25 protein-coding genes, 1 tRNA gene and 1 pseudogene are annotated in these 20086 nt (G+C 62.7%); 13 read left to right on the plus strand and 14 right to left on the minus strand.

Going from position 1 to position 20086, the window contains the following annotated elements:
* The first annotated feature begins 21 nt into the window (after nt 1–21).
* The 5 genes from pgm to AC5Y39_RS04775 all read left to right on the plus strand — a co-directional run bounded on the left by pgm (nt 22) and on the right by AC5Y39_RS04775 (nt 3767).
* Nucleotides 22–1656: a phosphoglucomutase (alpha-D-glucose-1,6-bisphosphate-dependent) gene (gene pgm / locus AC5Y39_RS04755; RefSeq protein ID WP_500016165.1), complete on the plus strand. Its 1635-nt coding sequence runs from the start codon at nt 22–24 to the stop codon at nt 1654–1656.
* Nucleotides 1653–2915 (plus strand): MFS transporter, encoded by a 1263-nt coding sequence (locus AC5Y39_RS04760; protein WP_500016166.1) that lies wholly within the window; start codon nt 1653–1655, stop codon nt 2913–2915. The genes pgm and AC5Y39_RS04760 overlap by 4 nt, the downstream gene beginning before the upstream one ends.
* Nucleotides 2916–3051: 136 nt before the next feature.
* Nucleotides 3052–3127, plus strand: a tRNA-Ala gene (locus AC5Y39_RS04765).
* A gap of 271 nt (nt 3128–3398) precedes the next feature.
* The gene (locus AC5Y39_RS04770) at nt 3399–3578 is read left to right on the plus strand and encodes a hypothetical protein (protein WP_500048146.1); all 180 of its coding nucleotides are present in this window, start codon (nt 3399–3401) and stop codon (nt 3576–3578) included.
* A 42-nt stretch (nt 3579–3620) separates the two neighbouring features.
* On the plus strand, nt 3621–3767 hold the full coding sequence (locus AC5Y39_RS04775; protein ID WP_500048147.1) for a hypothetical protein: 147 nt from the start codon (nt 3621–3623) through the stop codon (nt 3765–3767).
* Nucleotides 3768–4007: 240 nt separating this feature from the next.
* On the opposite strand, the pseudogene AC5Y39_RS04780 reads toward AC5Y39_RS04775, so the two are convergent.
* From AC5Y39_RS04780 to AC5Y39_RS04830, 11 genes and pseudogenes are all read right to left on the minus strand, one after another.
* Nucleotides 4008–4898, minus strand: a pseudogene (locus AC5Y39_RS04780) (recombinase family protein); the annotation flags it as partial.
* The gene (locus tag AC5Y39_RS04785) at nt 4835–5356 is read right to left on the minus strand and encodes a helix-turn-helix domain-containing protein (protein WP_500048148.1); all 522 of its coding nucleotides are present in this window, start codon (nt 5354–5356) and stop codon (nt 4835–4837) included. The gene AC5Y39_RS04785 and the pseudogene AC5Y39_RS04780, both read right to left, overlap by 64 nt.
* 31 nt (nt 5357–5387) lie before the next feature.
* Nucleotides 5388–6002 carry an antirestriction protein ArdA gene (locus tag AC5Y39_RS04790; RefSeq protein ID WP_500048149.1) on the minus strand — a complete coding sequence of 205 codons (615 nt, stop codon included), beginning with the start codon at nt 6000–6002 and terminating at the stop codon, nt 5388–5390.
* A gap of 151 nt (nt 6003–6153) precedes the next feature.
* Nucleotides 6154–6489 (minus strand): hypothetical protein, encoded by a 336-nt coding sequence (locus tag AC5Y39_RS04795; RefSeq protein ID WP_500048150.1) that lies wholly within the window; start codon nt 6487–6489, stop codon nt 6154–6156.
* Nucleotides 6490–6575: 86 nt separating this feature from the next.
* Complete coding sequence (locus AC5Y39_RS04800) at nt 6576–7640, minus strand: DNA-methyltransferase (protein WP_500048151.1); 1065 nt, start codon at nt 7638–7640, stop codon at nt 6576–6578.
* Nucleotides 7637–8614 (minus strand): replication-relaxation family protein, encoded by a 978-nt coding sequence (locus AC5Y39_RS04805; RefSeq protein ID WP_500048152.1) that lies wholly within the window; start codon nt 8612–8614, stop codon nt 7637–7639. Before AC5Y39_RS04805 ends, AC5Y39_RS04800 begins: the two co-directional genes overlap by 4 nt.
* Complete coding sequence (locus AC5Y39_RS04810; RefSeq protein ID WP_500048154.1) at nt 8611–10803, minus strand: type IV secretory system conjugative DNA transfer family protein; 2193 nt, start codon at nt 10801–10803, stop codon at nt 8611–8613. The genes AC5Y39_RS04805 and AC5Y39_RS04810 overlap by 4 nt, the downstream gene beginning before the upstream one ends.
* A 406-nt stretch (nt 10804–11209) precedes the next feature.
* Nucleotides 11210–11422 carry a hypothetical protein gene (locus tag AC5Y39_RS04815; protein WP_500048155.1) on the minus strand — a complete coding sequence of 71 codons (213 nt, stop codon included), beginning with the start codon at nt 11420–11422 and terminating at the stop codon, nt 11210–11212.
* The gene (locus AC5Y39_RS04820; RefSeq protein ID WP_500048156.1) at nt 11407–11685 is read right to left on the minus strand and encodes a hypothetical protein; all 279 of its coding nucleotides are present in this window, start codon (nt 11683–11685) and stop codon (nt 11407–11409) included. The genes AC5Y39_RS04815 and AC5Y39_RS04820 overlap by 16 nt, the downstream gene beginning before the upstream one ends.
* Nucleotides 11682–11930 (minus strand): hypothetical protein, encoded by a 249-nt coding sequence (locus tag AC5Y39_RS04825; RefSeq protein WP_500048157.1) that lies wholly within the window; start codon nt 11928–11930, stop codon nt 11682–11684. Before AC5Y39_RS04825 ends, AC5Y39_RS04820 begins: the two co-directional genes overlap by 4 nt.
* A gap of 17 nt (nt 11931–11947) precedes the next feature.
* Complete coding sequence (locus tag AC5Y39_RS04830) at nt 11948–12253, minus strand: hypothetical protein (RefSeq protein WP_500048158.1); 306 nt, start codon at nt 12251–12253, stop codon at nt 11948–11950.
* Between the two features lie 88 nt (nt 12254–12341).
* Here AC5Y39_RS04830 and AC5Y39_RS04835 point away from each other — a divergent pair, with 88 nt between their 5' ends.
* A complete protein-coding gene (locus AC5Y39_RS04835) occupies nt 12342–13007 on the plus strand; it encodes an NBR1-Ig-like domain-containing protein (RefSeq protein WP_500048159.1) in 666 nt (221 codons plus the stop codon).
* A 289-nt stretch (nt 13008–13296) separates the two neighbouring features.
* On the opposite strand, the gene AC5Y39_RS04840 is transcribed toward AC5Y39_RS04835, so the two are convergent.
* Nucleotides 13297–13665, minus strand: a complete 369-nt coding sequence (locus tag AC5Y39_RS04840; RefSeq protein ID WP_500048160.1) for a hypothetical protein — start codon at nt 13663–13665, stop codon at nt 13297–13299.
* A 251-nt stretch (nt 13666–13916) separates the two neighbouring features.
* Here AC5Y39_RS04840 and AC5Y39_RS04845 point away from each other — a divergent pair, with 251 nt between their 5' ends.
* Both AC5Y39_RS04845 and AC5Y39_RS04850 read left to right on the plus strand, forming a co-directional pair.
* The gene (locus AC5Y39_RS04845; RefSeq protein WP_500048161.1) at nt 13917–14522 is read left to right on the plus strand and encodes a hypothetical protein; all 606 of its coding nucleotides are present in this window, start codon (nt 13917–13919) and stop codon (nt 14520–14522) included.
* 33 nt (nt 14523–14555) lie between these two features.
* The gene (locus AC5Y39_RS04850; RefSeq protein ID WP_500048162.1) at nt 14556–15011 is read left to right on the plus strand and encodes a hypothetical protein; all 456 of its coding nucleotides are present in this window, start codon (nt 14556–14558) and stop codon (nt 15009–15011) included.
* Between the two features lie 402 nt (nt 15012–15413).
* On the opposite strand, the gene AC5Y39_RS04855 is transcribed toward AC5Y39_RS04850, so the two are convergent.
* Both AC5Y39_RS04855 and AC5Y39_RS04860 read right to left on the minus strand, forming a co-directional pair.
* Nucleotides 15414–16037: a hypothetical protein gene (locus AC5Y39_RS04855; protein WP_500048163.1), complete on the minus strand. Its 624-nt coding sequence runs from the start codon at nt 16035–16037 to the stop codon at nt 15414–15416.
* Between the two features lie 5 nt (nt 16038–16042).
* Entirely contained in the window at nt 16043–16291 is a 249-nt protein-coding gene (locus tag AC5Y39_RS04860; protein WP_500048164.1) for a DUF2188 domain-containing protein, read from the minus strand.
* A 624-nt stretch (nt 16292–16915) separates the two neighbouring features.
* On the opposite strand from AC5Y39_RS04860, the gene cmtR reads away from it, so the two are divergent.
* The 5 genes from cmtR to AC5Y39_RS04885 all read left to right on the plus strand — a co-directional run bounded on the left by cmtR (nt 16916) and on the right by AC5Y39_RS04885 (nt 20031).
* Complete coding sequence (cmtR, locus tag AC5Y39_RS04865; protein WP_500048165.1) at nt 16916–17266, plus strand: Cd(II)/Pb(II)-sensing metalloregulatory transcriptional regulator CmtR; 351 nt, start codon at nt 16916–16918, stop codon at nt 17264–17266.
* Between the two features lie 155 nt (nt 17267–17421).
* Entirely contained in the window at nt 17422–17967 is a 546-nt protein-coding gene (locus AC5Y39_RS04870) for a cation efflux transmembrane domain-containing protein (RefSeq protein WP_500048192.1), read from the plus strand.
* Between the two features lie 82 nt (nt 17968–18049).
* On the plus strand, nt 18050–18688 hold the full coding sequence (locus AC5Y39_RS04875; RefSeq protein WP_500048166.1) for a cation diffusion facilitator family transporter: 639 nt from the start codon (nt 18050–18052) through the stop codon (nt 18686–18688).
* A 108-nt stretch (nt 18689–18796) separates the two neighbouring features.
* The gene (locus AC5Y39_RS04880) at nt 18797–19156 is read left to right on the plus strand and encodes a cupin domain-containing protein (RefSeq protein ID WP_500048167.1); all 360 of its coding nucleotides are present in this window, start codon (nt 18797–18799) and stop codon (nt 19154–19156) included.
* Between the two features lie 317 nt (nt 19157–19473).
* On the plus strand, nt 19474–20031 hold the full coding sequence (locus AC5Y39_RS04885) for a class I SAM-dependent methyltransferase (protein ID WP_500048168.1): 558 nt from the start codon (nt 19474–19476) through the stop codon (nt 20029–20031).
* The last annotated feature ends 55 nt before the right edge of the window (nt 20032–20086 follow it).

Genomic DNA, 20086 nt, shown 5'->3' on the forward strand with positions numbered 1-20086 from the left:
CGCTGGAGCAGAATCGCACCCATGGCGGCCAATCCCCGTGCCGGTCAGCCGGCGCAACCCGAGGACCTCATCGATGTGGCGCATGTGGTGACCGCGTACTACACCATCGAGCCCGATCCGGACAATGTGGCCCAGCAAGTGGTGTTCGGCACCTCGGGGCACCGCGGATCGAGCCTTGACGGCGCGTTCAACGAGGCGCACATTCTGGCCACCTCTCAGGCGATCGCCGAGTACCGGGCCGCGCAGGGCACCACCGGCCCGCTGTTCATCGGTCGAGACACCCATGCGCTCTCTGAGCCGGCGTGGGTGTCGGCTTTGGAGGTTCTCGCCGCCAATGATGTTGCGCTGATGATCGATTCGGCCGACCGCTACACGCCGACACCGGCGGTCAGTCACGCGATCCTCACCTACAACCGCGGACGGTCGGACGGTCTGGCCGACGGGATCGTCGTCACCCCGTCTCACAACCCGCCTCGCGACGGGGGGTTCAAGTACAACCCGCCCAACGGCGGCCCTGCCGACACCGACGCCACTGGGGCGATTGCCAAGCGCGCCAACGAGATTCTGCGTGGCGGCCTGGACGAGGTGAAGCGCGTACCGCTGGCCCGCGCGCTGAAGTCCGTGCAGCGGCATGACTATCTGGACGCCTATGTGGACGACCTGCCCAATGTCGTTGACCTGCATGCCATTCGCGCCGAGGGCATCCGCATCGGCGCCGATCCGCTCGGTGGTGCGAGCGTGGACTACTGGGCGGCGATCGCCGAGCGGCACAACCTCGACTTGACGGTGGTCAATCCGCTGGTCGATGCGACGTGGCGGTTCATGACGCTCGATACCGACGGCAAGATCCGGATGGATTGCAGTTCGCCGAACGCGATGGCTGGGCTGATCGCCAATCGCGACAGGTACCAGATCGCGACTGGAAACGACGCGGACGCAGACCGGCACGGCATCGTGACGCCGGACGGCGGCCTGCTCAACCCGAATCACTACCTGGCGGTGGCGATCGACTACCTCTACAGCTACCGAAGGTCGTGGCCGTCGTCGACCGCAGTCGGCAAGACGGTGGTGAGCAGTTCGATCATCGACCGCGTGGTGGCCGGGTTGGGCCGCAAGCTCATCGAGGTTCCGGTCGGATTCAAGTGGTTCGTCGACGGATTGATCGGCGGCAGCATCGGTTTTGGAGGCGAAGAAAGCGCGGGCGCGTCGTTCCTGCGGATGGACGGTACGGTGTGGACCACCGATAAGGACGGCATCATTCTGGCGCTGCTGGCATCGGAGATCTTGGCGGTCACCGGGAAGACACCGTCGCAGCGGTATGCGGAACTGGCCGAAAAGTACGGTGCGCCAACGTATGCGCGTACCGATGCGCCAGCCGACCGGGAGCAGAAGGCGCGGCTGTCGAAGCTGTCGGCTGATGAGGTGACGGCGACCGAGCTGGCGGGGGAGAAGATCACGGCCAAGCTGACCACCGCGCCGGGCAACGGCGCTCCGCTGGGCGGGCTGAAGGTGACGACGGCCAACGCGTGGTTCGCCGCGCGGCCGTCGGGAACCGAGGACGTGTACAAGATCTACGCGGAGTCGTTTCGCGGGCCGGACCATTTGCGTGAGGTGCAGGAGGCCGCGCGCGAGGTGGTGGCGAAGGCGCTGTCGTGAGTGCGACGCCTGCGGAGGGCGAGTGTCGGACCCAGCCTCGACTGCCCCCTGAGGTCTGGATCCTCATCACCGCCAACGCGGTGATCGCCCTCGGCTACGGCGTGGTGTCGCCGGTGTTGCCGCAGTACGCGCGCAACTTCGGGGTGAGTATCAGCGCGGCGACCTTCGTGATCACCGCGTTCGCGGCGATGCGGCTGTGCTTCGCTCCGGTCAGCGGTCTGCTGGTGCAACGGCTCGGCGAGCGGCGCATCTACGTCAGCGGGATTCTGATCGTCGCGCTGTCGACCGGTGCCTGCGCGTTCGCTGAAACATATTGGCAGCTCTTGGTTTTCCGATCGCTCGGCGGGGTCGGGTCGACGATGTTCTTCGTGTCGTCGCTGGGATTGATGATCCGCGTCAGTCCCGAGGATGCACGTGGCCGGGTGGCGGGCATGTTCTCGTCGGCGTTTCTCGTCGGGTCGGTGGCCGGGCCGGTGCTGGGCAGTTTGACGGCGGGACTTGGGCTGTCGGCACCCTTCGTGATCTACGGCATCGCGTTGGTGATCGCGGCGGCGGTGGTGTTCTTCAGCTTGCGGCACTCGTCGCTGGCCGCACCGGAGCGCCAGACGGAGCCGGACGTGACGTTGCGGGAGGCCCTGCGGCAGAAGGCATATCGCGCGGCTTTGGTATCGAACTTCGCGACTGGGTGGTCGGTCTTCGGCTTGCGCATGGCGCTGGTGCCGCTGTTCGTGTCCGAGGTGCTGGCGCACGGTGCGGGGATGGCAGGGCTGGCATTGGCGACGTTCGCCGTGGGCAATGTGTCGGCGGTGATTCCCAGCGGCTATTTGTCCGACCGGGTGGGCCGGCGGACACTGCTGATAGTCGGGCTGTCGGTGTCGGGGATCGCGACAGGCATGGTCGGGTGGGCGTCGTCGTTGCCGCTGTTTCTGGCCGGCGCCTATGTTGCCGGCGCGGCGGCGGGCATGTTTAGTTCGCCGCAGCAGGCCGCCGTCGCGGACATCATCGGCAGCAAGTCGCGGGCGGGAACCGCGCTGGCGACGTTTCAGATGATGGCCGACCTCGGGTCCATCACCGGCTCGCTGGCCGTGGGGCAGATCGCGCAGCATGTGTCGTTCGGCGCGGCGTTCGCGATCAGCGGGGTCATCCTGCTGATCGCTGCCGCAGGCTGGGTGTTGGCGCCCGAGACGCGCGGGCATCGGCCGGCAGCGCCGACACCGGCGCGGGCACTGGGTCCGGAGGCCGGCGGCGAAGTGCCCTGACGCGGCGTTCTCAAGGCAACAAGGAGATGCGCGGCGATCAGGAGCCGGCCGTAGGGCGTCGGCCCGCGCGCTGGCCTCTTAGCTGCGACTTTGAGCAGCCTTCGCTGGTGGTGTAGCTTCGATGGGCACGTGTCTCGGGGCTATGGCGCAGCTGGTAGCGCACCACACTGGCAGTGTGGGGGTCAGGGGTTCGAGTCCCCTTAGCTCCACCATGACGGGCTTACTCGAAACGCCGGAAGAAAAAACACCGGCCAGAGTGAGTGAGTCCGTCTTAGTGAATGGATTCGTACCACCGTCACGTTCCGCCTTCGGCTGTTTTTCATCGGACGGTCTGCTAATCGAGGCTCGCCTCGCCTCGTGTAGCTCCGCGAATAGTGGTGTCAGCTCGCCCTCAGCCACTTCGCAGTCGTCGATGTAGAACTTCTGAAAGAAGGTCTGGTTAAGGTTCCTCCGTACCGTGTCGCTGCCATCGCTATAGAGACGGTGTGGGTCGGCGACGAGACGAAGTGCGTCACGAAGCACGCCGGCGCCAATGGACATTTCCTCGGTCGTGTTGGTCAGTCCCGCCTCGATGCGGGCGCGTTCGAGCTTGATTTCATTCAATTTGGCCCGAATTTTTGCAGTTGGAAGGCTGCCATCGGCCGCGAGGTCAATCAGGCGTGATTCTTTCTCGTCCAGTTGTTTAAGACGTCGGCTCAATGTGGCGTGCAGGTCGCGGACGCTACCCTCGGCATCGGCGAGGGCGTCGTCAAGCTGTTGGTGTACTTGATCGGTGAAGTCGTTCGGCAGGTGAAGGGTTGCATAGTGGTCAATGATGGCCTGTTCGACTCGAGCAGCGGCCAGATGCGGTAGGTCGCACAGTCCTTCCTGCCTTGCCCGACAAAGGAAGTAGCCGTACCGCCTTCCGCCTCTGCCCGTCGCTACGGTGTAGATAAGCCGTGCACTGCGTCCCTTTTTGTGGCACCGTTGGCAGAACAAGGCACCTTTGAGGTAGTGCTGCAAGACTCTGTCACGCTGTCCGCGGGCACTCCTGGCGTCAAGGACTTCTTGGACGCGGTCGAAGAGGTCCTGATCGACGATTGCTTGGTGCCGCCCCGGATATATATCTCCTTTGTAGACAACGTATCCGGCGTAATACGGATCGCGGAGCATCCTGTGCAACTGGCTTTCGGATATTGGTTTTCCGGTTGGCCAGCGTGTTGTCGGCTTGCTGGTCAGGCCGAGGTCGGCCATCGTGGCAGCCAGCCGGTCGATCGAGTACTCGCCGGTTGCGTATAGCTCCCAGGCCTTGCGGACCAGCGGCGCGCGGTGTGGGTCGATGCTGACGGTGTTGATCTGTCGTCCTTCGACTTCGGCGCGAGTGTTGAGGTAACCAATGCGTGCGCGGCCGATAGTTCCACCGTTGATGGCCTTGTGTTGCATCTTGATTCGGATGTCTTCGCCGCTGAGCTTGTTCTGAACGTCGTTGAAGATGTCGGTTACGGCTTCCATCATGTCGGCGTACACGCCGTCGCCGAAGTCCTCCCGAGCGGATACCAGCCGGACGCCGAGCTTGTCGAGCAAGCGTTTCGTAATTGCGGCGTCGACATAGTTGCGGAAGGCGCGCGAGCGGGCATACACGATGACCGACTTGACTTCTCGGTTCTCTCGCAAGAACGTGAGCATCTCTTGAAACACCTGCCGTCGCTCAATTGTCGACGCTGACACGCCCGGCTCGATGAACTCCTTCACGACCGCCGCGCCCATGGATGCTGCCTTGCGGAGGCCGACCTCTCGTTGCGTCGCGATCGAATTACCCTCGGGGTCGATATCAACCGCAGTGTCCATCTGACGCTTGCTTGAAACGCGAAGATAGAGGACCGCCTTGCCCACCGTTTCGGTCTTGGTGGCCGGATATGTCACTGGTTCAGCGTTTGGCTTCATGCTGGCCGCTCCTCGTGATTTCCCGGAACGTTGGGACGGTCGCCCAGGCCTACGCCCCATCTACCGGCGACAGCCGCAAAATGCGCCTCAATGTCCCGTAGTGCTCCCTCGGGCAGCTGGCGATACTTCGCGCGAAGGTAGGGCCCGATGGAGGGCAGCTCGCGGCTCGGTATCCATCCAACGACCGCGAACAGGTCAACCGCAGGAATGCCGAGGACTTCCCCAATAGCCTTGAGGCTCTCGGCTTTTGGCGTGGGAATCAAGCCTTGCTCGATACGCCACACTGTTCCCGGGTCGACAAGTGCTCGCCGTGCGACTTCATTGACGCTGAGGCCTGCCTCCGCCCGCTTCTTCGAGAGCAGACTTACTAATTGCCGCGTTTGTTCTGGCGTCATAGGAATTGTCTCCTTTGCTATATCCAATTGTACAATGAATCGTTGAATTAATTCAATGACAGGACACAATTCCACAACATTGAAAACCGTGCAGAGCCTTGGCTTACGCGGGTAATCGCTCACGAATATTGTTACGGCCATTTCAGTCGGACCGCTACCCATTTGAATTGAAAATCCAAACACCGCCTGCCGGGTCGGCGACCACGTAGATGTCGCCGGACAGCTCCATGTCGCGTGCCAGTGCTTCAATGTCGAAACGCACGTATGGGTGCAGCGACTCGGGCAGCTTGGCCAGTTCCTGGGTGTAGCCGAGATCATCGGCGAACTGTTCGACGTAGTGCTGCACGGAGTCGTAGTGCCCGAGGTAGACGTCTTCGAAGTCGTCCCAGCGGTCGGGGCTGCCTTCGTGGACGTCTGCCCAGGCGGAAAAGGCGTAGCCGTGTTCCTGGATGCCACGGGCAAGGCGGGCGACAAGGTCGATCGGGTCGTGTTCGTGGATGCGGCAGCGGCCGAAGTGGTCGTAGTCGAAGATGGCGTATTCCTCGGCATGCGGCTCGCGCGATTGCGCCAGCATGGCGTCGATGTCGGCCTTGATGTCTGCCAGGTCGCGGGCAGCATCGATCCAGGCGCCGTGCAGCACGCCGTTGGTGTAGTCGGCGAGGCTGGCGACGTAGATCGCCGGTGACGGCCGCCCCTCTGCTTCGTGACTTGGGCGTTCTTGGTTTGGCTCGTTGTCGTTGTTCGGGTTGTGCGGTGGTTTCTCATGCATGCTCACCTCCTTTCGTGATTACTGATTTCTGGGTTAGTGGGGCCGGCGGGAGGCAGGGAGTGCGCTTTGCACTCGATCTGCCTCCCGACCGGCCACCTACGCACCGGAGATCGCTGACACGCGTCCTATGCGGGCACGGTCAGCGCTCCGACTAGCTGTCGCCCCCCTTCTGGCTCCGGCGGTTTGGCCGGGACCGGGTGGTGTCGCCTTCGGCGTCCGCGCTCTGCGGACTGTCGGCGAACAAGGTGGCGATGGCTTGCTGCCGGGCGGCTGCTTCACGCTCGATTTCGGCGCGGGCTTCAGCGGCGCGGCTGGCCAGATCCGGATCGTCTTTCGCCCGGGCGATGTGCTCGGTGATCGCGATCAGGATCTCGTCGGTGATGGTGCCCTCGCGTAGTTGAGCGATGAAGCTCAGCTGGGCGTGGACGTCCGGTTGGAGCCGGATGCCAAGGGTCTTAACGCCTTTGGCCTCGTTGGGTGTGGACATAGCATCCTCCTCGGTGCTGTGCGGCCGGTAAGCGCGGGATGCGCTTACGGGAACGGCCGCATGACACCGACGAGGGCGGCCGCGGCTCATGCGGCCTTCCTCTCGGGTGCGGGTGCACGTGGGTGAGCATCGGTCGGCTCGCTCGTCGGGGGACGCCGCCGCACCCGCGCGTCGGCGATGCGCCGCTGGGACAGCGCGGCGAAATCCGGATTGAGCTCGATGCCCAGCCAATCGCGCTGGAACTGTTCGGCGGCAATGGCCGTGGTGCCGCTGCCGAGGAACGGATCGAGAACCAGCCCGCGTTCTGTCGCCGCCTGACAGTCACAGGTGGCGGATAGGGCCGCCCGTACCGCCGTCCCGCCGATCGCTCGAATCACTCGACGCTGCCACGGTTTCCGGCATGCACCACAGCGCGCCTCGGGGCAGCCAGCTTGTATCGCTCTGCTTGCCAGGGTGATCGGATACACGGCGTGGTGACCCGGTACGGCGCCAGTGGCGATCGTCCACACGTCACCCGGATTCTTGCCCAACGGATGGCCAACACGCCCTTCGGCTTTCAGCGCATTGAGGCCTTTGGTGGTGTCACTGTTCGGGCCGCGCCAGGCGTCTTGCCCGGGTTCTTTGAATGCCCGCGGCTTGGTCCCCTTGGAGCGGTGCGGCACGCGAATGGCGTCGAGGTCGAAGAAGTAGCCAGGCTGCTTTGCAAGGACATAGACGAACTCGTGGGTGCAGTTGAGCCGGTCCTTGATACTGGTCGGCATCGGGTTCGGTTTGGCCCACACGATTTTGTTGCGGATGATCCAGCCGGACTGCTGCAGCCGGAGCGCCAGGCGTTCGGGTGCCATGAGGAAGCTCTTGCGGGCGGCGCCGTCGGAGGTGCGGGCGGCGTACGTGTCGCCGACGTTTAACCAGAAGGTGCCGGTCGGGACGAGGATGCGGCGGATCTCGGCGCTGACCTGATCCAGTTGTTCGACCCACTGGTCGACGTGGGTCTCCAGACCAAGCTGGCCGTCCGCCGCGTAGTCCCGGAGCCGGAAGTAGGGCGGGCTGGTCAGGACCATGTCGACGGAGCTGTCCGGCAATTGGCGCAGACCGGCGAGCGCGTCGCCGAGCAGAATCGCGTTGCGCATGACGTCGACCTGGCCCGTCATGACGCGCCTCCTGACTGCAGCAGCGGCACAAGCTGATCGGGTGAAATCATGCGAAACAAAGCGGGCGTGAGGGAGCGGTCGCGCTCGATTCCCCGTCGCAGGTCTAACCGCCGACGTTCAGCTGTGCGGGGATCACCGTGCGTCATGCTCCAGATGACGAGCGGGAAGCCGCCCTGCTCTTGCTCGATGCCGGTTTGCCGGTAGGCCTCATAGTCGCGGCACTTCTTCAGCAGCGTTGGAATGTGTTCGGTGCCTAGGTCCACTTCGATGAACCAGGCGTTCACCAGGGCGCTGCCTCCCGCCGTCGCCGTTTCGGCGTATAGGTCAGCTTTCAGCATCAGGCGGGCACCTCCCATGCCGGTGTACCTGCGCCACGATGCGGACTCCACCGCACATTCAACGAGTTCCAAATGTCCTCGCCGGGCAGCTTGAACGAGCGCGACGTGAGTGTCTGCTATGGCCACTCGGTGGTTCACGAAACGCTGTGACGGCTCGCGGAAGCCACGTAGGTGCCGTCCAGGTCGGCCAGTCAGCAGTTGGTAACCGACAACGTCGACGTAGTGGACCATGCCTGCCGAGCCGCCGCGAACGCCACCAATGCGTCGGTTCAAGGCGCCGAGCACCCGCAGCTGACGCAGCCGAGCTAACGCACGCCGAGCGAGTCGGCCGCCGGCTCCCGTCGGATGCTCGGCGAAATGGAAAGCCTCGATCTGCCGGACAGTGAGGAACTGATGCTGGGCAACCGATTGCAATATCGCCAGATCGCGTTCGCTCAATCGTTCGGCTAACGCTGCGATGTCTTGAGGCTGTCTACGCCGCTGGCTGGGCTGCTTGGAGCCTGTGGTGCCCGTATGGGCACCATCATTCCGCGCGCCTATTTGGCCGTTGATTGAGGTAAGAGGCCGTTTGTTACTCAAGCCGATCGGATCACCGATCGGACCGCCAGCGTGGAGGTAATTGTCCGCCCTGCTCATGGCTGCCTCCGCCGCCGCTTCGGCGCGCCAATGTCATCTTGGCTCGTTTGTCCGCTAGTGCCGCTGAGAAGTTCGGCAAAGCTGGCTTCGATCTCGTCGACGGGCTGGCCGTAGCGCTGTCGGCTCCGTCGTCGGATGTCTTCGGGATCGCTTGTGGGTTCCGGCGCTGGCTTGGTGACGCCGGACGCCCACGGTTGGACCGCGTTGTCGCGGACAAGGCTGGCGTAAATGTGATGGGCCGGCAGGCTGGTGAAGTCCTCGACCGACAGCACCGATTGTCCGGCGGTCATCTCCTTGGCATCACCGGCCTGGAGTTGGAAGCAGATACGCGAGCGGGCGTTGTTGCGGAAGGCATCAGCCATGGCGGGCGGCAACTGCTTCTCGTACTGGTGCGCCAGATGAAAGCCAGCGCCGAGGCTGCGCGCCGTCGCCAGGGCATCGCCGAGGTCGGTCGGCAGTCGCAGGTAGTCTTGTACCTCGTCGATGTAGATCATCACCGGCGTGCGGGACTGCTCCGGTGTCCCGGCTCGTTCGCGAATGGCTTGCCATAGCTCGGCCACTACTAGAGCTCCAACGAGTTGGGCGTTCTCGGGGCCGAGTACACCTTTCTGGAGCGGCACCAGCAGCACTTTGCGCTTCTCCAGCACCTGGCGGATGTTGAACTTGGGCGAGCGTTGGGCCAGCACGCCGCGTAGCTGTTTGGTCAGGAGCGGGCGCAGTTTGTTGCTGAGCGGCGCGACGACGGTGGCGACCGCTTCGGGCGACAGGCTGTCGAACCATTGCCAGAACGGACCGGCGGCGAACGGATCGTCGCGGATGGCCCGCTGAACCAGTGAGCGGCGGAAGCCCGGGTTCGTCAGCAGCAGCGGCAGCATGACCAGTGACGCGTCGTTCCGCTGCGCCAGCACAGTCAGGCAGTTGCGCAGAATGTCCGCGCTACGCGGGCCCAAGCTGTCGCCGTAAAGCGCCTTGAAGGTGCCGAACAAGCTGTCAGCAACCACGTCCGGTGGCCTGTTGCCGGATACGAGCGGGTTGATACCAACCGGCGCTTCGTCCAGCGGATCGAGCATCACAATGTCGTCGCGGCGGTGGGCCGGGATGCGCTGCAGCAGGTCGGAAATCAAGTCCTTGGGCTCGATCACGACGACCGGCCGGTTGGCCTCGAGGTCCTGCACAATCAGGTTGAGCAGCAAGGTGGACTTGCCCACCCCGTTGGGCCCGATGACCCAGGTGTGGCGCAGGGAGTCTGTGACGTTGTAACCGAGCATCGCTTCTGACCCGGGCGCATTTCCAATCGCCACGACCCGCTCACCGGACTGCAGCGCGGCGCTGGGACGCACCGGCCGCGGATGCCGGGGTGGCTGGCCGGGGAATGGCTCGTCGCGATCAGAGATTGGCCAGCCGGAGAGGCGGGCGATCTCGATGATGTTCAACCGTTGCGACGGCAGGAACACAGACCACGAGGAGCGCGGCGCGTTCAGCCGCGGGGCCTTCTCGCCCTTCAATTTCAGGCGCACGCCGGCTGACTCGGTCGTGCCGATGGCCGCCGCCAGCCCGAGGAGCAGCGTTCGTCGGCGTTCGGCGGTTGCCGCGTCGACGCCGATCCGGACGACTGCTTCAAAGGCGTGCTGGCCGAGCTTGCGGATGACGGCATGGCGGTCGTCCGCGCGCTTCTCTATCAGCACGCCGTACAGCACCTTGGAGAGCGTCGATTGACCCTCCCGCGGTGACGCCATCGGTCCGAGCTTCGGCGCGTGGCGCGGGCCAAGGACGACTTGGATGGTCAGGCGCTCCCCGCGCCCGACAGCCGTGAGCGCGTGCAGAATTGAGCGGCCCGACGCCACGGGGTCCTGTGGTTCCAGCTGCCGCGCCGTGGTATTCAGCCGCAGCCGCCGTGCCGTAACAACCTGTGCGCGATCGTCCGGATCAAAGCCGGTCACGATCGCGCCGTCGACGAGTTGCTCGACAGCCCGGCGCACCGCTGAAGCGTGTCGCACCTGGCTGCCGACGAGGTACTCCACGCCGGTGACATCGGCGCGCGCCTCGAAGATCAACTGTGGCGCGTGCGTCTGGGCGGCGAAGTGGCGCAGCAGCCCGAAGGCGGCGGCTTCCGGAAACGGCTGCGGCCAGAACAACTGCTGCCACACCAGCGAATCGGCGGTAAGTGGCGATGCCGGAGCAGCGGTCATGTCGACATCTCCCGCTCGTCATCGACCAGCGGATCGGCCGACGTATCGAGCACTTCGGCGCTTTTCATGGCAGCGCGCGCTTCGGCCTTGGCTTCGGCGTCGCGCAGCGCCATGGCGATAACCGCCCTGCTCAATTTGCGCAGATCCGGCGGATCACGCCGTTCGCCACGAACGCTGATGTACCGCTCGGCTTTCCGGCTGCCGCGCGGACCGCGACGGTAGTTGGGTCTTCCTGTTTTAGACATAGGTATCCTCCTTTCGGAATTGATGGCTATTCGGATCGGCTATTGAATCAATTCAAAGCCGTGGCGATATTATGTATTGAATTGATTCAATAGTCAATAGTATTTTGTTGCCTCGCAACATATTTGGTTTTTGTCAATAGAGGTAGAAGCGCACATTTTTGTCACCATTTCCTTGATGTGAAATAAACAACGAGACGAATAATTAGAGCTAATATCGCCGTGATGCCGACGATGACGACCAGCGTCGGCCAGATGGCTTCGAGCACCTTGACCGCGCACCAGAGCGCGACCGTCGCGGCCAAGATGCCGAAGCACCAACCGATCACGCGGTCGATCCAGCGGCCGGGATTGGCACCGTTCACGATGCCCTCCATCGGTGATCCGCGTCGGCCTGGTCGCGAATGAGCCGCTGAGCGACCATGAACGCGGAGTTGATCCGCTGGACTGAGGCAACGGCCTCTCCGTCGATCCGCATCAGCTCGTCGGCAACAGCGCGCCGGTGCTGGCGCATGCGCAGATACCGGCGCCACCACTGCCTGAGCTGCTCGACGGTGACGAGGAGTCCGATGTAGATGACCATCAGCAGCGCCCAGGTGACCAGCCAGGCCACCAAGAACTGGAAGACGGCGGCGATCACTTCGGCCACTCCTCCAGCCAGTCGAAGAAAGCGCGCGAGATCGCCGCGTCGAATTCCCCAACGTGAGCGCTGCTCTCCGGAGCGGAGTCGAACTGCTTGTTCGCGATGGCGCTCAACTGGTCGCTCCAAGACCGCATGGCCTCGAGAACATCGTTCAGAACCGCGCTGGCGGCATCAGGATCGTCGCCCTTCGGCACACGCGGACGCCATTTATCTGCGAGGCCGATTTGGCTATATCCAGGCATGGGTGACTCCTCTCGGTTCAGTGCCCGAACCGGGCGATCTCGCCGCCGACGAAGGTGGCGTACTGGTCGACAATGAAGTTGAGGCGATTCGCCGTGGCGGGATCGCCGTCAGCTTGGAAGGCGGCCTCGCGGCTCAGCATCGCGGTCGTCTGGAGGCCGACCGTGGCCACCATGCCGGCGGCTTGGACCCGAGTCGCCTTGACGAGGCCGTGGGTCAGTTCGCGGTTCTGCAGACGCATGAGGGTCTTGCCCTCGGTGCGGCTGAAGCCCTCCGGGATTTGTGGGGCCAGTTCGGTGCTCGGGCGGGGGATCAGGTTCGACATGGTCGGTGCTCCTTTCCTGATTCGGTACGGGAGACCGAAGGTAGGAAGGGCGTTTGATGTTTGGCGAACTCCAAACGATGCTCGTGATATGGCTTCGGATGCGGCGCTCGTCGCGCTCGGTCAGCAACTGCACTATCTGCGCGAGGTCGCCGGTATGTCGTTGGGGGAGACAGCTCGTCAGCTCGGAGTGAGTAAGAGCCACCTCAGCAATGTCGAGAGGGGCCGAGATCGCCCGAGCACCAAGATCGTCGGGTTCTACGAGGAGCAGTTCCAAGGCAACGGCCAGGCGTGGGGACTCTATGAAGCCCTCGTCACGGCCGATCGGCCGCCACGGCGCTTGCCCCTCACGGACTCCTGGCCATATCCGATACCCGGCGATGCGTCGACCTTCGTGGCCGACGTAACCGTCCCCGACGGCACCGTTATGCCGCCGTTCTACGAGTTCGAGAAGGTCTGGCGCATCCGCAATAGCGGCACGGTGCCGTGGGACGGGCGCTGGCTGGCACGGGTAGGAACACCGAGCGGCCATGGCATACCGACCTCACCGCGTCGCGTCCGAATTCCTGACACGGAGCCAGGGGAGGAAGTGGACATCGTCGTACCGATGCAGGCCCAAGCGCTCCCGGGCAACTCGCAGGCCCACTTCAAGATGGTCGATGACGACGGCCGGGAATACTTCCCGGACCGCTACCCGCTTGGCCTCGTGGTGTCGATCGTCGTCGCCGAGGGTGCTCCGCCCCGGACGACGAGTTAGCCGCCGACCAGTAGAGGAGCGACTCACATACGGCACTTTCCGTCGACAAGTGCGAACCCGCCAGCCTATTTGCTGCTGTCAAGTCGTTGGGTCAGCGAAGCGCTTGGGTTGGATACAGATGTGCCCCCGCGCCGATTGGTCGCATGTAATGCGAGCGGCAGATGGTAGTACCGGAATTTAGCACCGAATGTAGTAGCGCCTCTTAGCCTAGTTGAGAAACGCGCAACTTCCCGGGATGTTGCGTCTGGGGCGTATCGGAATGACGTAATCAAGCCACCCACGGTCATTGTCATTTTATAGTCGCTGCCACATGCGTGGCGTAATCTGCAAGCATTTGTTGCGCAACCTCGATCAAGTCGCCAGATTCAGGGTAAACGAGCGCGTTGGGGCTAATCGCAGAGTCTATATCCGAAAACTCCCGCAAGGCCTTTAATACCAGGCGAGAGTCCCGAGCATCCAACTTAATCGAAGGATTTTCGTTAGAGAGTGCGGCACATGCCCCGAGGAGCCGAACCACTTTGTTCTTGCGTCTGAAGGGAAGCTTTTCAAAGAGACGGTCGCCGCGCATCTGGGACACGGCGTGAGCTGCGACCCACGCCTCGTGATTAGTCTCAATCAAAACAATCTCTTTGCCTTTCGTGTCCTGTTCATATCGCATATGTCACCTCCTTACTAATTGTGAGTCGCTTGGCATTATTGCGGTAAACCGATAGCACTCAACCGTTTCATTTTGATCTCTTTTGCTCCTTTTTTCAATAGCGGATGGGTATATCGTTGCGCCGAGGTAGGCCCATGCGATAATGTCCGCAACCCAGTCAAGATGGAGGTAGAGCCCAAGTGACGCACCCAGTGGCAGGATCCACTCCACTGCCGCCGTCCTTTGCACCCTTCTATGCAGAACTTCGCGCGATGCATGAGCTTCTCCTCGAGCTGCGTGGCGCGAAGGACCCGACACCGCGTTTGCCAGAGTTTGAGAGCCGCTTGAACGAGTTGAGGGCACGCGCGAACGATTGCGACGCGGAGGTCTCGACGCGCCGGAGGCAATGGGCTCTCAACGAAAGTTACGCCGCTCGGTGGGCCGTGGTGGAGAAGTTCAACACGAGACACGCTGACTGGGTGTGGGAACGCGATCTCGTTGCCCAATTCTTCACCGAGCAATTGATGAAGAGAATGAATCGCGCGGCAAAGACCCGCATCTCCAAGGGATCGGGTAAACGCGAGAAGTACGGTGGGGTCCTTGTAGATGACGCACCAGTCAGCGGTCTCGTCAATCAATTGGTACCATATCGGGATTACCAGCGTTCTCGCCAACGGCCGCAGCATTATAAGCGGTTGAATATAAAGAAGTGGACATCTGCACAACTCAGAATTGCAAAAACTCTTGCTGTTCTTATCTGCGACTGCATCCACTACGACGCAAATGACAATGTTCGTGAGTTGCGGGCAAGGAAGACATTCGCACTGTCGTACGCGCTGGCAATTGGCGCGAGCGAATCTTTTTGGAGTCCGGTTTGATATGAATTTGCTTCCGCGATTTGAAGGTCTGCGATGACTGCTGCGGTAGGCGTGGCAATATTCGTGGCGGGTGTTGGCGTGGCGACCTTCTGCTTCACCGTTGCCTCTTTTTTCTTGAATATGGGCGGTACTGTCGTCGATCAGGCTGTACGCGTTCTCTTGGTGAAGAATCAAGGCTGTAATACTTGGATACTTCACAACCTGTCGGAGGTTCCGATTTCGGCGATAAGGTTTCAGTATCGTACGCAGGGTGAGGTACCACATACCGGTGGCAACTTCGCAAAGCCCGATGAAAAGGTCGAATGCCAGTACGGTCCCGGACAAACATCTGACGATTCGGTCATCGCTGAGTATATTGGTGTGCGCGGCCTGCCTTGGCGGGTGTACGGTGACGGCAGAATAGAACTCGCTGTCAGCGACAAAATGCGCAGTTTTGTAATTCGTTGGATGACATGGCCGTGGTACCACGACAAGCTCCGCCGCGGCTAGGAGGATGATTTCGGTACCCTCCACTGGCGGCTCCTGCCACGGCTGCTCGCTTTGCGCAGAGCTTAATTGAGTGGAGGGCGAACCGGCGGAATGGATGTCCGCGTGTCGGCAGACAACATCCACAAGAACGCCAGACTGCCGCTCAATCAGCCACGGGCCTCATCACCGGGTAACTGGAGAGTGCCGCAACATGACCGACCACCATCACGACGGCAAGACCAATCAATAGCGTGCAGGTCAAGGTCGAAGGGCCGGTTTGATCGGCTGTCTTTCCAGTACTCGGCCGGAGATGCGATGTGATCGGAACCGTTGTGTCCACTTGCGGCTTTGCTTAACCAGTGCCGGGTCGCCGTCCTTCGCCGGATCGAACCCTCGCTGGACGCGCGGAGGTACCTCCTGCACTCACGCGGCGGCCGTGACCGAACGGTACATCCAAAGAAACGCCGCCACTTCCCCTTCGAGCCAGGTATCGTAACCCCGTCGTCGCCGGCCGCGCGGCTGATGCAGGCGACCACGGCGGATATCGAGAGCCGCCGGGCTGCCAAGGTCTTCGGAATACGTCCGCTGAAGGATGCGGATGGCCGCCTGGGCAGCATCCGCCGAGAGCTCGCGTTCTTTGTAATAAATCCATACCAAGTGCCGACGGTCACCGCGCTGCAACCATTTGAACCTCGGCGACACTTGGATCTCGAGCGATTGCGTTCGCCACTGGCGCGGCTGCTCGAAAAGTTCGAGGTTCTTGCGGCGTCGCCATGTTTCCCAGCCAGCGGTAATGGCTTGGTAGTGGTCCTGCTTGGAAACGCTGGCATCATCGATGACACGCCGAAGACGCTGCGCGTCATCACCGGACATGATGCCGTCGCGGAGGGCTTCCCTCACCGGCTTGTAGAAGTCGCGGCCGGGGTTGTACTCAGACCTGTGCAGCTCAGCGACGTTCTGGACGACTGCGATGCGCTGGCTGGACGCCGCGGTAACGAAGTCGGCGAAACTGCCCAAGCTGATTCGGAGATCGCGCGGAGTCGTCACGCGTTCTAACCCTTCGGCGGATACGGATCATTGCCAGGCGCCACGGTGTTCGAATCCCGAATCTTGCCGTCGCGGCCTTGAACTCGGACCTCTCCGCCGCCGCTGTTGCGCACGATTTCGGTGGCACGCTGCGTCGCTTCCTTTTGCGTGTCGGTGTGCGCGCTGGAGCGGGCGGCGCCGGGCTTCTTGACGTCCCATCCGCCAGCCGGATTCGGCACCACATGACGGGCGTTGGGCTTCGGTTGACTTGGCACTTGAGGTTCCTTTCCATCGGTTGCGGCACGGACCATCCCTGCCACACAACGAAGTCCAAGGTCGGACATCGGCGGGTTGCCGACGTCCCCAACGAGTGCCGGTGCTACCGTCAAGGCCTGCCTGCCAGAGCAGCCAAGCGGTCCAGACCGAGGACTCCGTATCCAAACCCTTGGTCTGGACGCTTGGAATCTTATTCGACGCTGACGACACCACCGGGGATCTCAAGTCGACGACATTGCAGCAACGGAACAATTGCAGTTCCCTAATGCTCTTGCGGGCACTGAGCAGTGCGAAGAATCCGCTGATCAGAGCCTCTTAAGACCAACTACACGAGTTTAGTTCGTATGCATGGCCTGTCCGGGAAATCGGGCAGCCCGGCGTGTCGCGCGCGGCGCGGTTGGGTCAATTCTCGCCTTGCCGACGCTTGACGGTTTGTTGACACCAATGAAGTGAAGCGCAACCGATCCGCTCGCATGCTCAAGCTGCCTAGCGGACGGGTGCGTTTCGTCAAGTGGTTTGGCCCCGGCAGTCGTCACGAATTTCGACCCCACCGGTTGACTTGGTTCCATGGCGCGAGCGTGACAGACGGCAGACCCGTCAGTGCGCGCTGTATTATTCGATGAATGCTGACATGTGAGACGCGGGAGTCGGCCTTGGCTCGGCTGGGTCGCGCGTTGGCGGACCCGACGAGGTGCCGCATCTTGGTGGCGTTGTTGGATGGGGTGCGCTACCCAGGCCAGCTCGCCGTCCAGTTGGGTCTGACGCGATCCAACGTGTCCAATCACCTGTCGTGTCTGCGGCGGTGCGGCCTAGTGGTAGCGACCTATGAGGGACGACAAGTCCGTTACGGTCTCGCTGACGTGCGTCTGGCCCGCGCCTTGAGCGAGTTGGTTCAGGTGGTGCTCGCGGTGGACTCGGAGCAACCGTGCATCGACGACGACCTGCCGGCCGCTGAAGCGGGACCGCGGCGATGACCGACCGCATCGACGGTGGGGCTGGTATCCCGATCACGGCTCCGGTGCCTGCCGACGGTGGCTGTACTGACGGGTGCTGCACTTCGCCGGCTGCGAATATCGTCGAGCCGCAACGAGTCTCGGTGTTGTCGCGACGAGTGCGGTTATTCGTCGCGATGACGATCAGCTACAACGTGATCGAGGCGATCGTCGCCATCGCGGCGGGAACGGTGGCGTCGTCAACGGCGTTGGTCGGGTTCGGTGTGGACTCGGTCATCGAGGTGGCCTCGGCAGCGGCGGTGGCGTGGCAATTCTCCGGCAAGGACCCTGGGGCCCGAGAACGCAGGGCGCTGCGGATCATCGCGGCTTCGTTCTTCGCGTTGGCGGTCTATGTCAGCGTGGAGTCCGTGCGCTCCCTGTTGGGAGCCGAGGCAGCGCAGCACTCCACGGTCGGGATCGTGCTGGCCGCGGTGTCGCTGGTGACCATGCCGGCGCTGTCCTACGTGCAGTGCCGAGCGGGACGTGAACTTGGCTCGGCCAGCGCCGTCGCCGATTCCAAGCAGACCTTGTTGTGCACCTATCTGTCCGGAGTGTTGTTGGTCGGGTTGGTGGTCAACAGCATGTTCGGGTGGTGGTGGGCTGATCCGCTGGTCGGGTTGATCGTTGCGGTGGCCGCGATCCGGGAGGGCCGTCACGCGTGGCGCGGCGCGCCCTGCTGTTGAACAGCGGCGATAGCGTGCTGGTGCTGCCGGCACGACCCCGGAGATGCGCAGGTAACCCGCTGTGCGGCACAGGATTACGCTAATGCGGGGATGGAGTCAGCGACGACGGCTGGGATTCGTCTTGGCCCTGAACATGGTGATGATCCTCGGTCTCGTGGCGATTGGGGTGTCGGCCCATTCGCTGGGGGTGCTCGCCGCTGCCGGTGACTTCGCCGCGGACTCGGTGGGCCTGATTCTGGGTCTGCTGGCCGTCACGGTGCGGGACCGGTCCGCCCGGACCGGGGACCGTCGGTCCCGGGCCACCACGGTGGTCGCGCTGATCAACGGGACCGTGCTGCTGGCAGTGAGCGTGCTGGTCGTCGTCGAGGCAGCGCGTCGACTATGGCAGGGAACCCCGGTGGTGCAGGGACTACCCGTGTTGGTGGTCAGTGTCATTTCCACGATCGTCATGCTGCTCGGCGCCGCCATCCTTGGCCTAGGGGCGGGCGCGGAGGATCTGCACATGCGCTCGGTGCTGCTGGACACCTTGGCCGATGGCGCGGCGGCCGCAGGAGTGGCGATCGCCGGTGCGGTCATCGCCGTCATGCACCGCTTCTACTGGCTCGACCCCGCCTTAGCCACGGTGATCGCAGTCGTGATCGCCGTGGCCGCCATCAAACTCCTGATGGACGGGGCTCGCGACATGCGCACAACCTACGCCAATGAGCGTCGTCCGATGTGATGCGCGAGGCGAATTCAACCATGAAACGGTCAGCCGGCGCGCTTGCGGCGCGCGGAGGTCTTGGAGGTCCGCAGCCGATAGGACTGGGTGCCCGTTTCCAGGATGTAGGTGGCAGGTCCGCTTCACACCCACGCCTTGGAAGATGGGTTCATCTATGTGCTTTCGGGGCGTATCGGTGCACAAGTCGGAAGCAAGACCGTGGAGGTGGGCCCAGGCGGCGCGGTCGTGGTGCCGCGGCGCGTGAAGCATACATTTTGGAATCCGACGGCTGCCGACGCCGCCGCGCTCGAATTCTTTTCACCCGCCGGATTGGAGGGCTGGTTCCGCGAACTTGCGGTACTCATTCGTGGCGGCTCTCCCGACGTGAATGAAATCGTGGCCAGTGCGCAGCGCTTCGGGACGGTTCTAGATCTGGACTCGCTGCCTCGCCTACTTGAGCAGCACGGACTGCACCTACCCGGGTTGTAGCGATGGGATCTAGCCGCTGCCATTAGCTTTTTGCTGTTGATTCACTTACCTTTTCCCAAAATCTCCTAGCGCGGTGGCGCCAACATGTCAACGACCGGCCATACGAGACATGCCAGCCGCCGGGACCACCGGGAGACAAACTCCAGCAGACGGCTCGCAGAGAAACCATTCCTGCTCTGGCGGTATGGCCCTACTATCTGAGTGCGGAGATCGATTCAGGAGAGGCAGCGTTGGGTATGTTGGGCAGACGGGAGCGCGATCGGGCGCAGCGGTGGCAGCGTTATTGGGATAAGCACTCCCGTTCCTACGACCGAGAGATGGGTTTCTTTGACCGCTTTGTGTTCGGTGACTCACGAGAATGGGCATGTTCGCGCGCCGCTGGCAACGTCCTCGAAGTTGCGGTGGGCACCGGGCTTAACTTGGGTAAGTATCCGCCGGACGTGCAGTTGACTGGAATCGATTTCAGTGCAGAGATGCTCGAGATCGCACGTGCCCGGGCCAGGGAACTCGATCGCGAAGTCGACTTCCAGCACGCTGACGCGCACGCTTTGCCGTTCGACGATGCCACCTTTGACACCGTTGTGTGCACTTTTGGGTTGTGCGCGATCCCTGACGTCGACATTGCCCTCGACGAGATGACCCGGGTGCTGCGGCCCGGGGGCAAGCTGATTTTGGTGGATCATGTCGCCAGCTCGTCGCGTGTGGCCCGTGGCGTGCAGCGTGGGTTGGAGTTTCTAACGGTTCCCCTTGGCGGCGAGCACTTCCTGCGTCGCCCGGTGGTTGAAGTCCGCAAGCGGCCATTCGCTATAGAGCGGGCTGAACGATTCAAGCTGGGCATCGTGGAGCGCGTCGTCGCCCAGAAATGTGCCGCGTGAACAGTCTCACCTACGGCCACAACGGCGCTATGACGTAGCTTCATCGACGTTGTGC

It is taken from the genome of Mycobacterium sp. NGS39 (assembly GCF_059812765.1).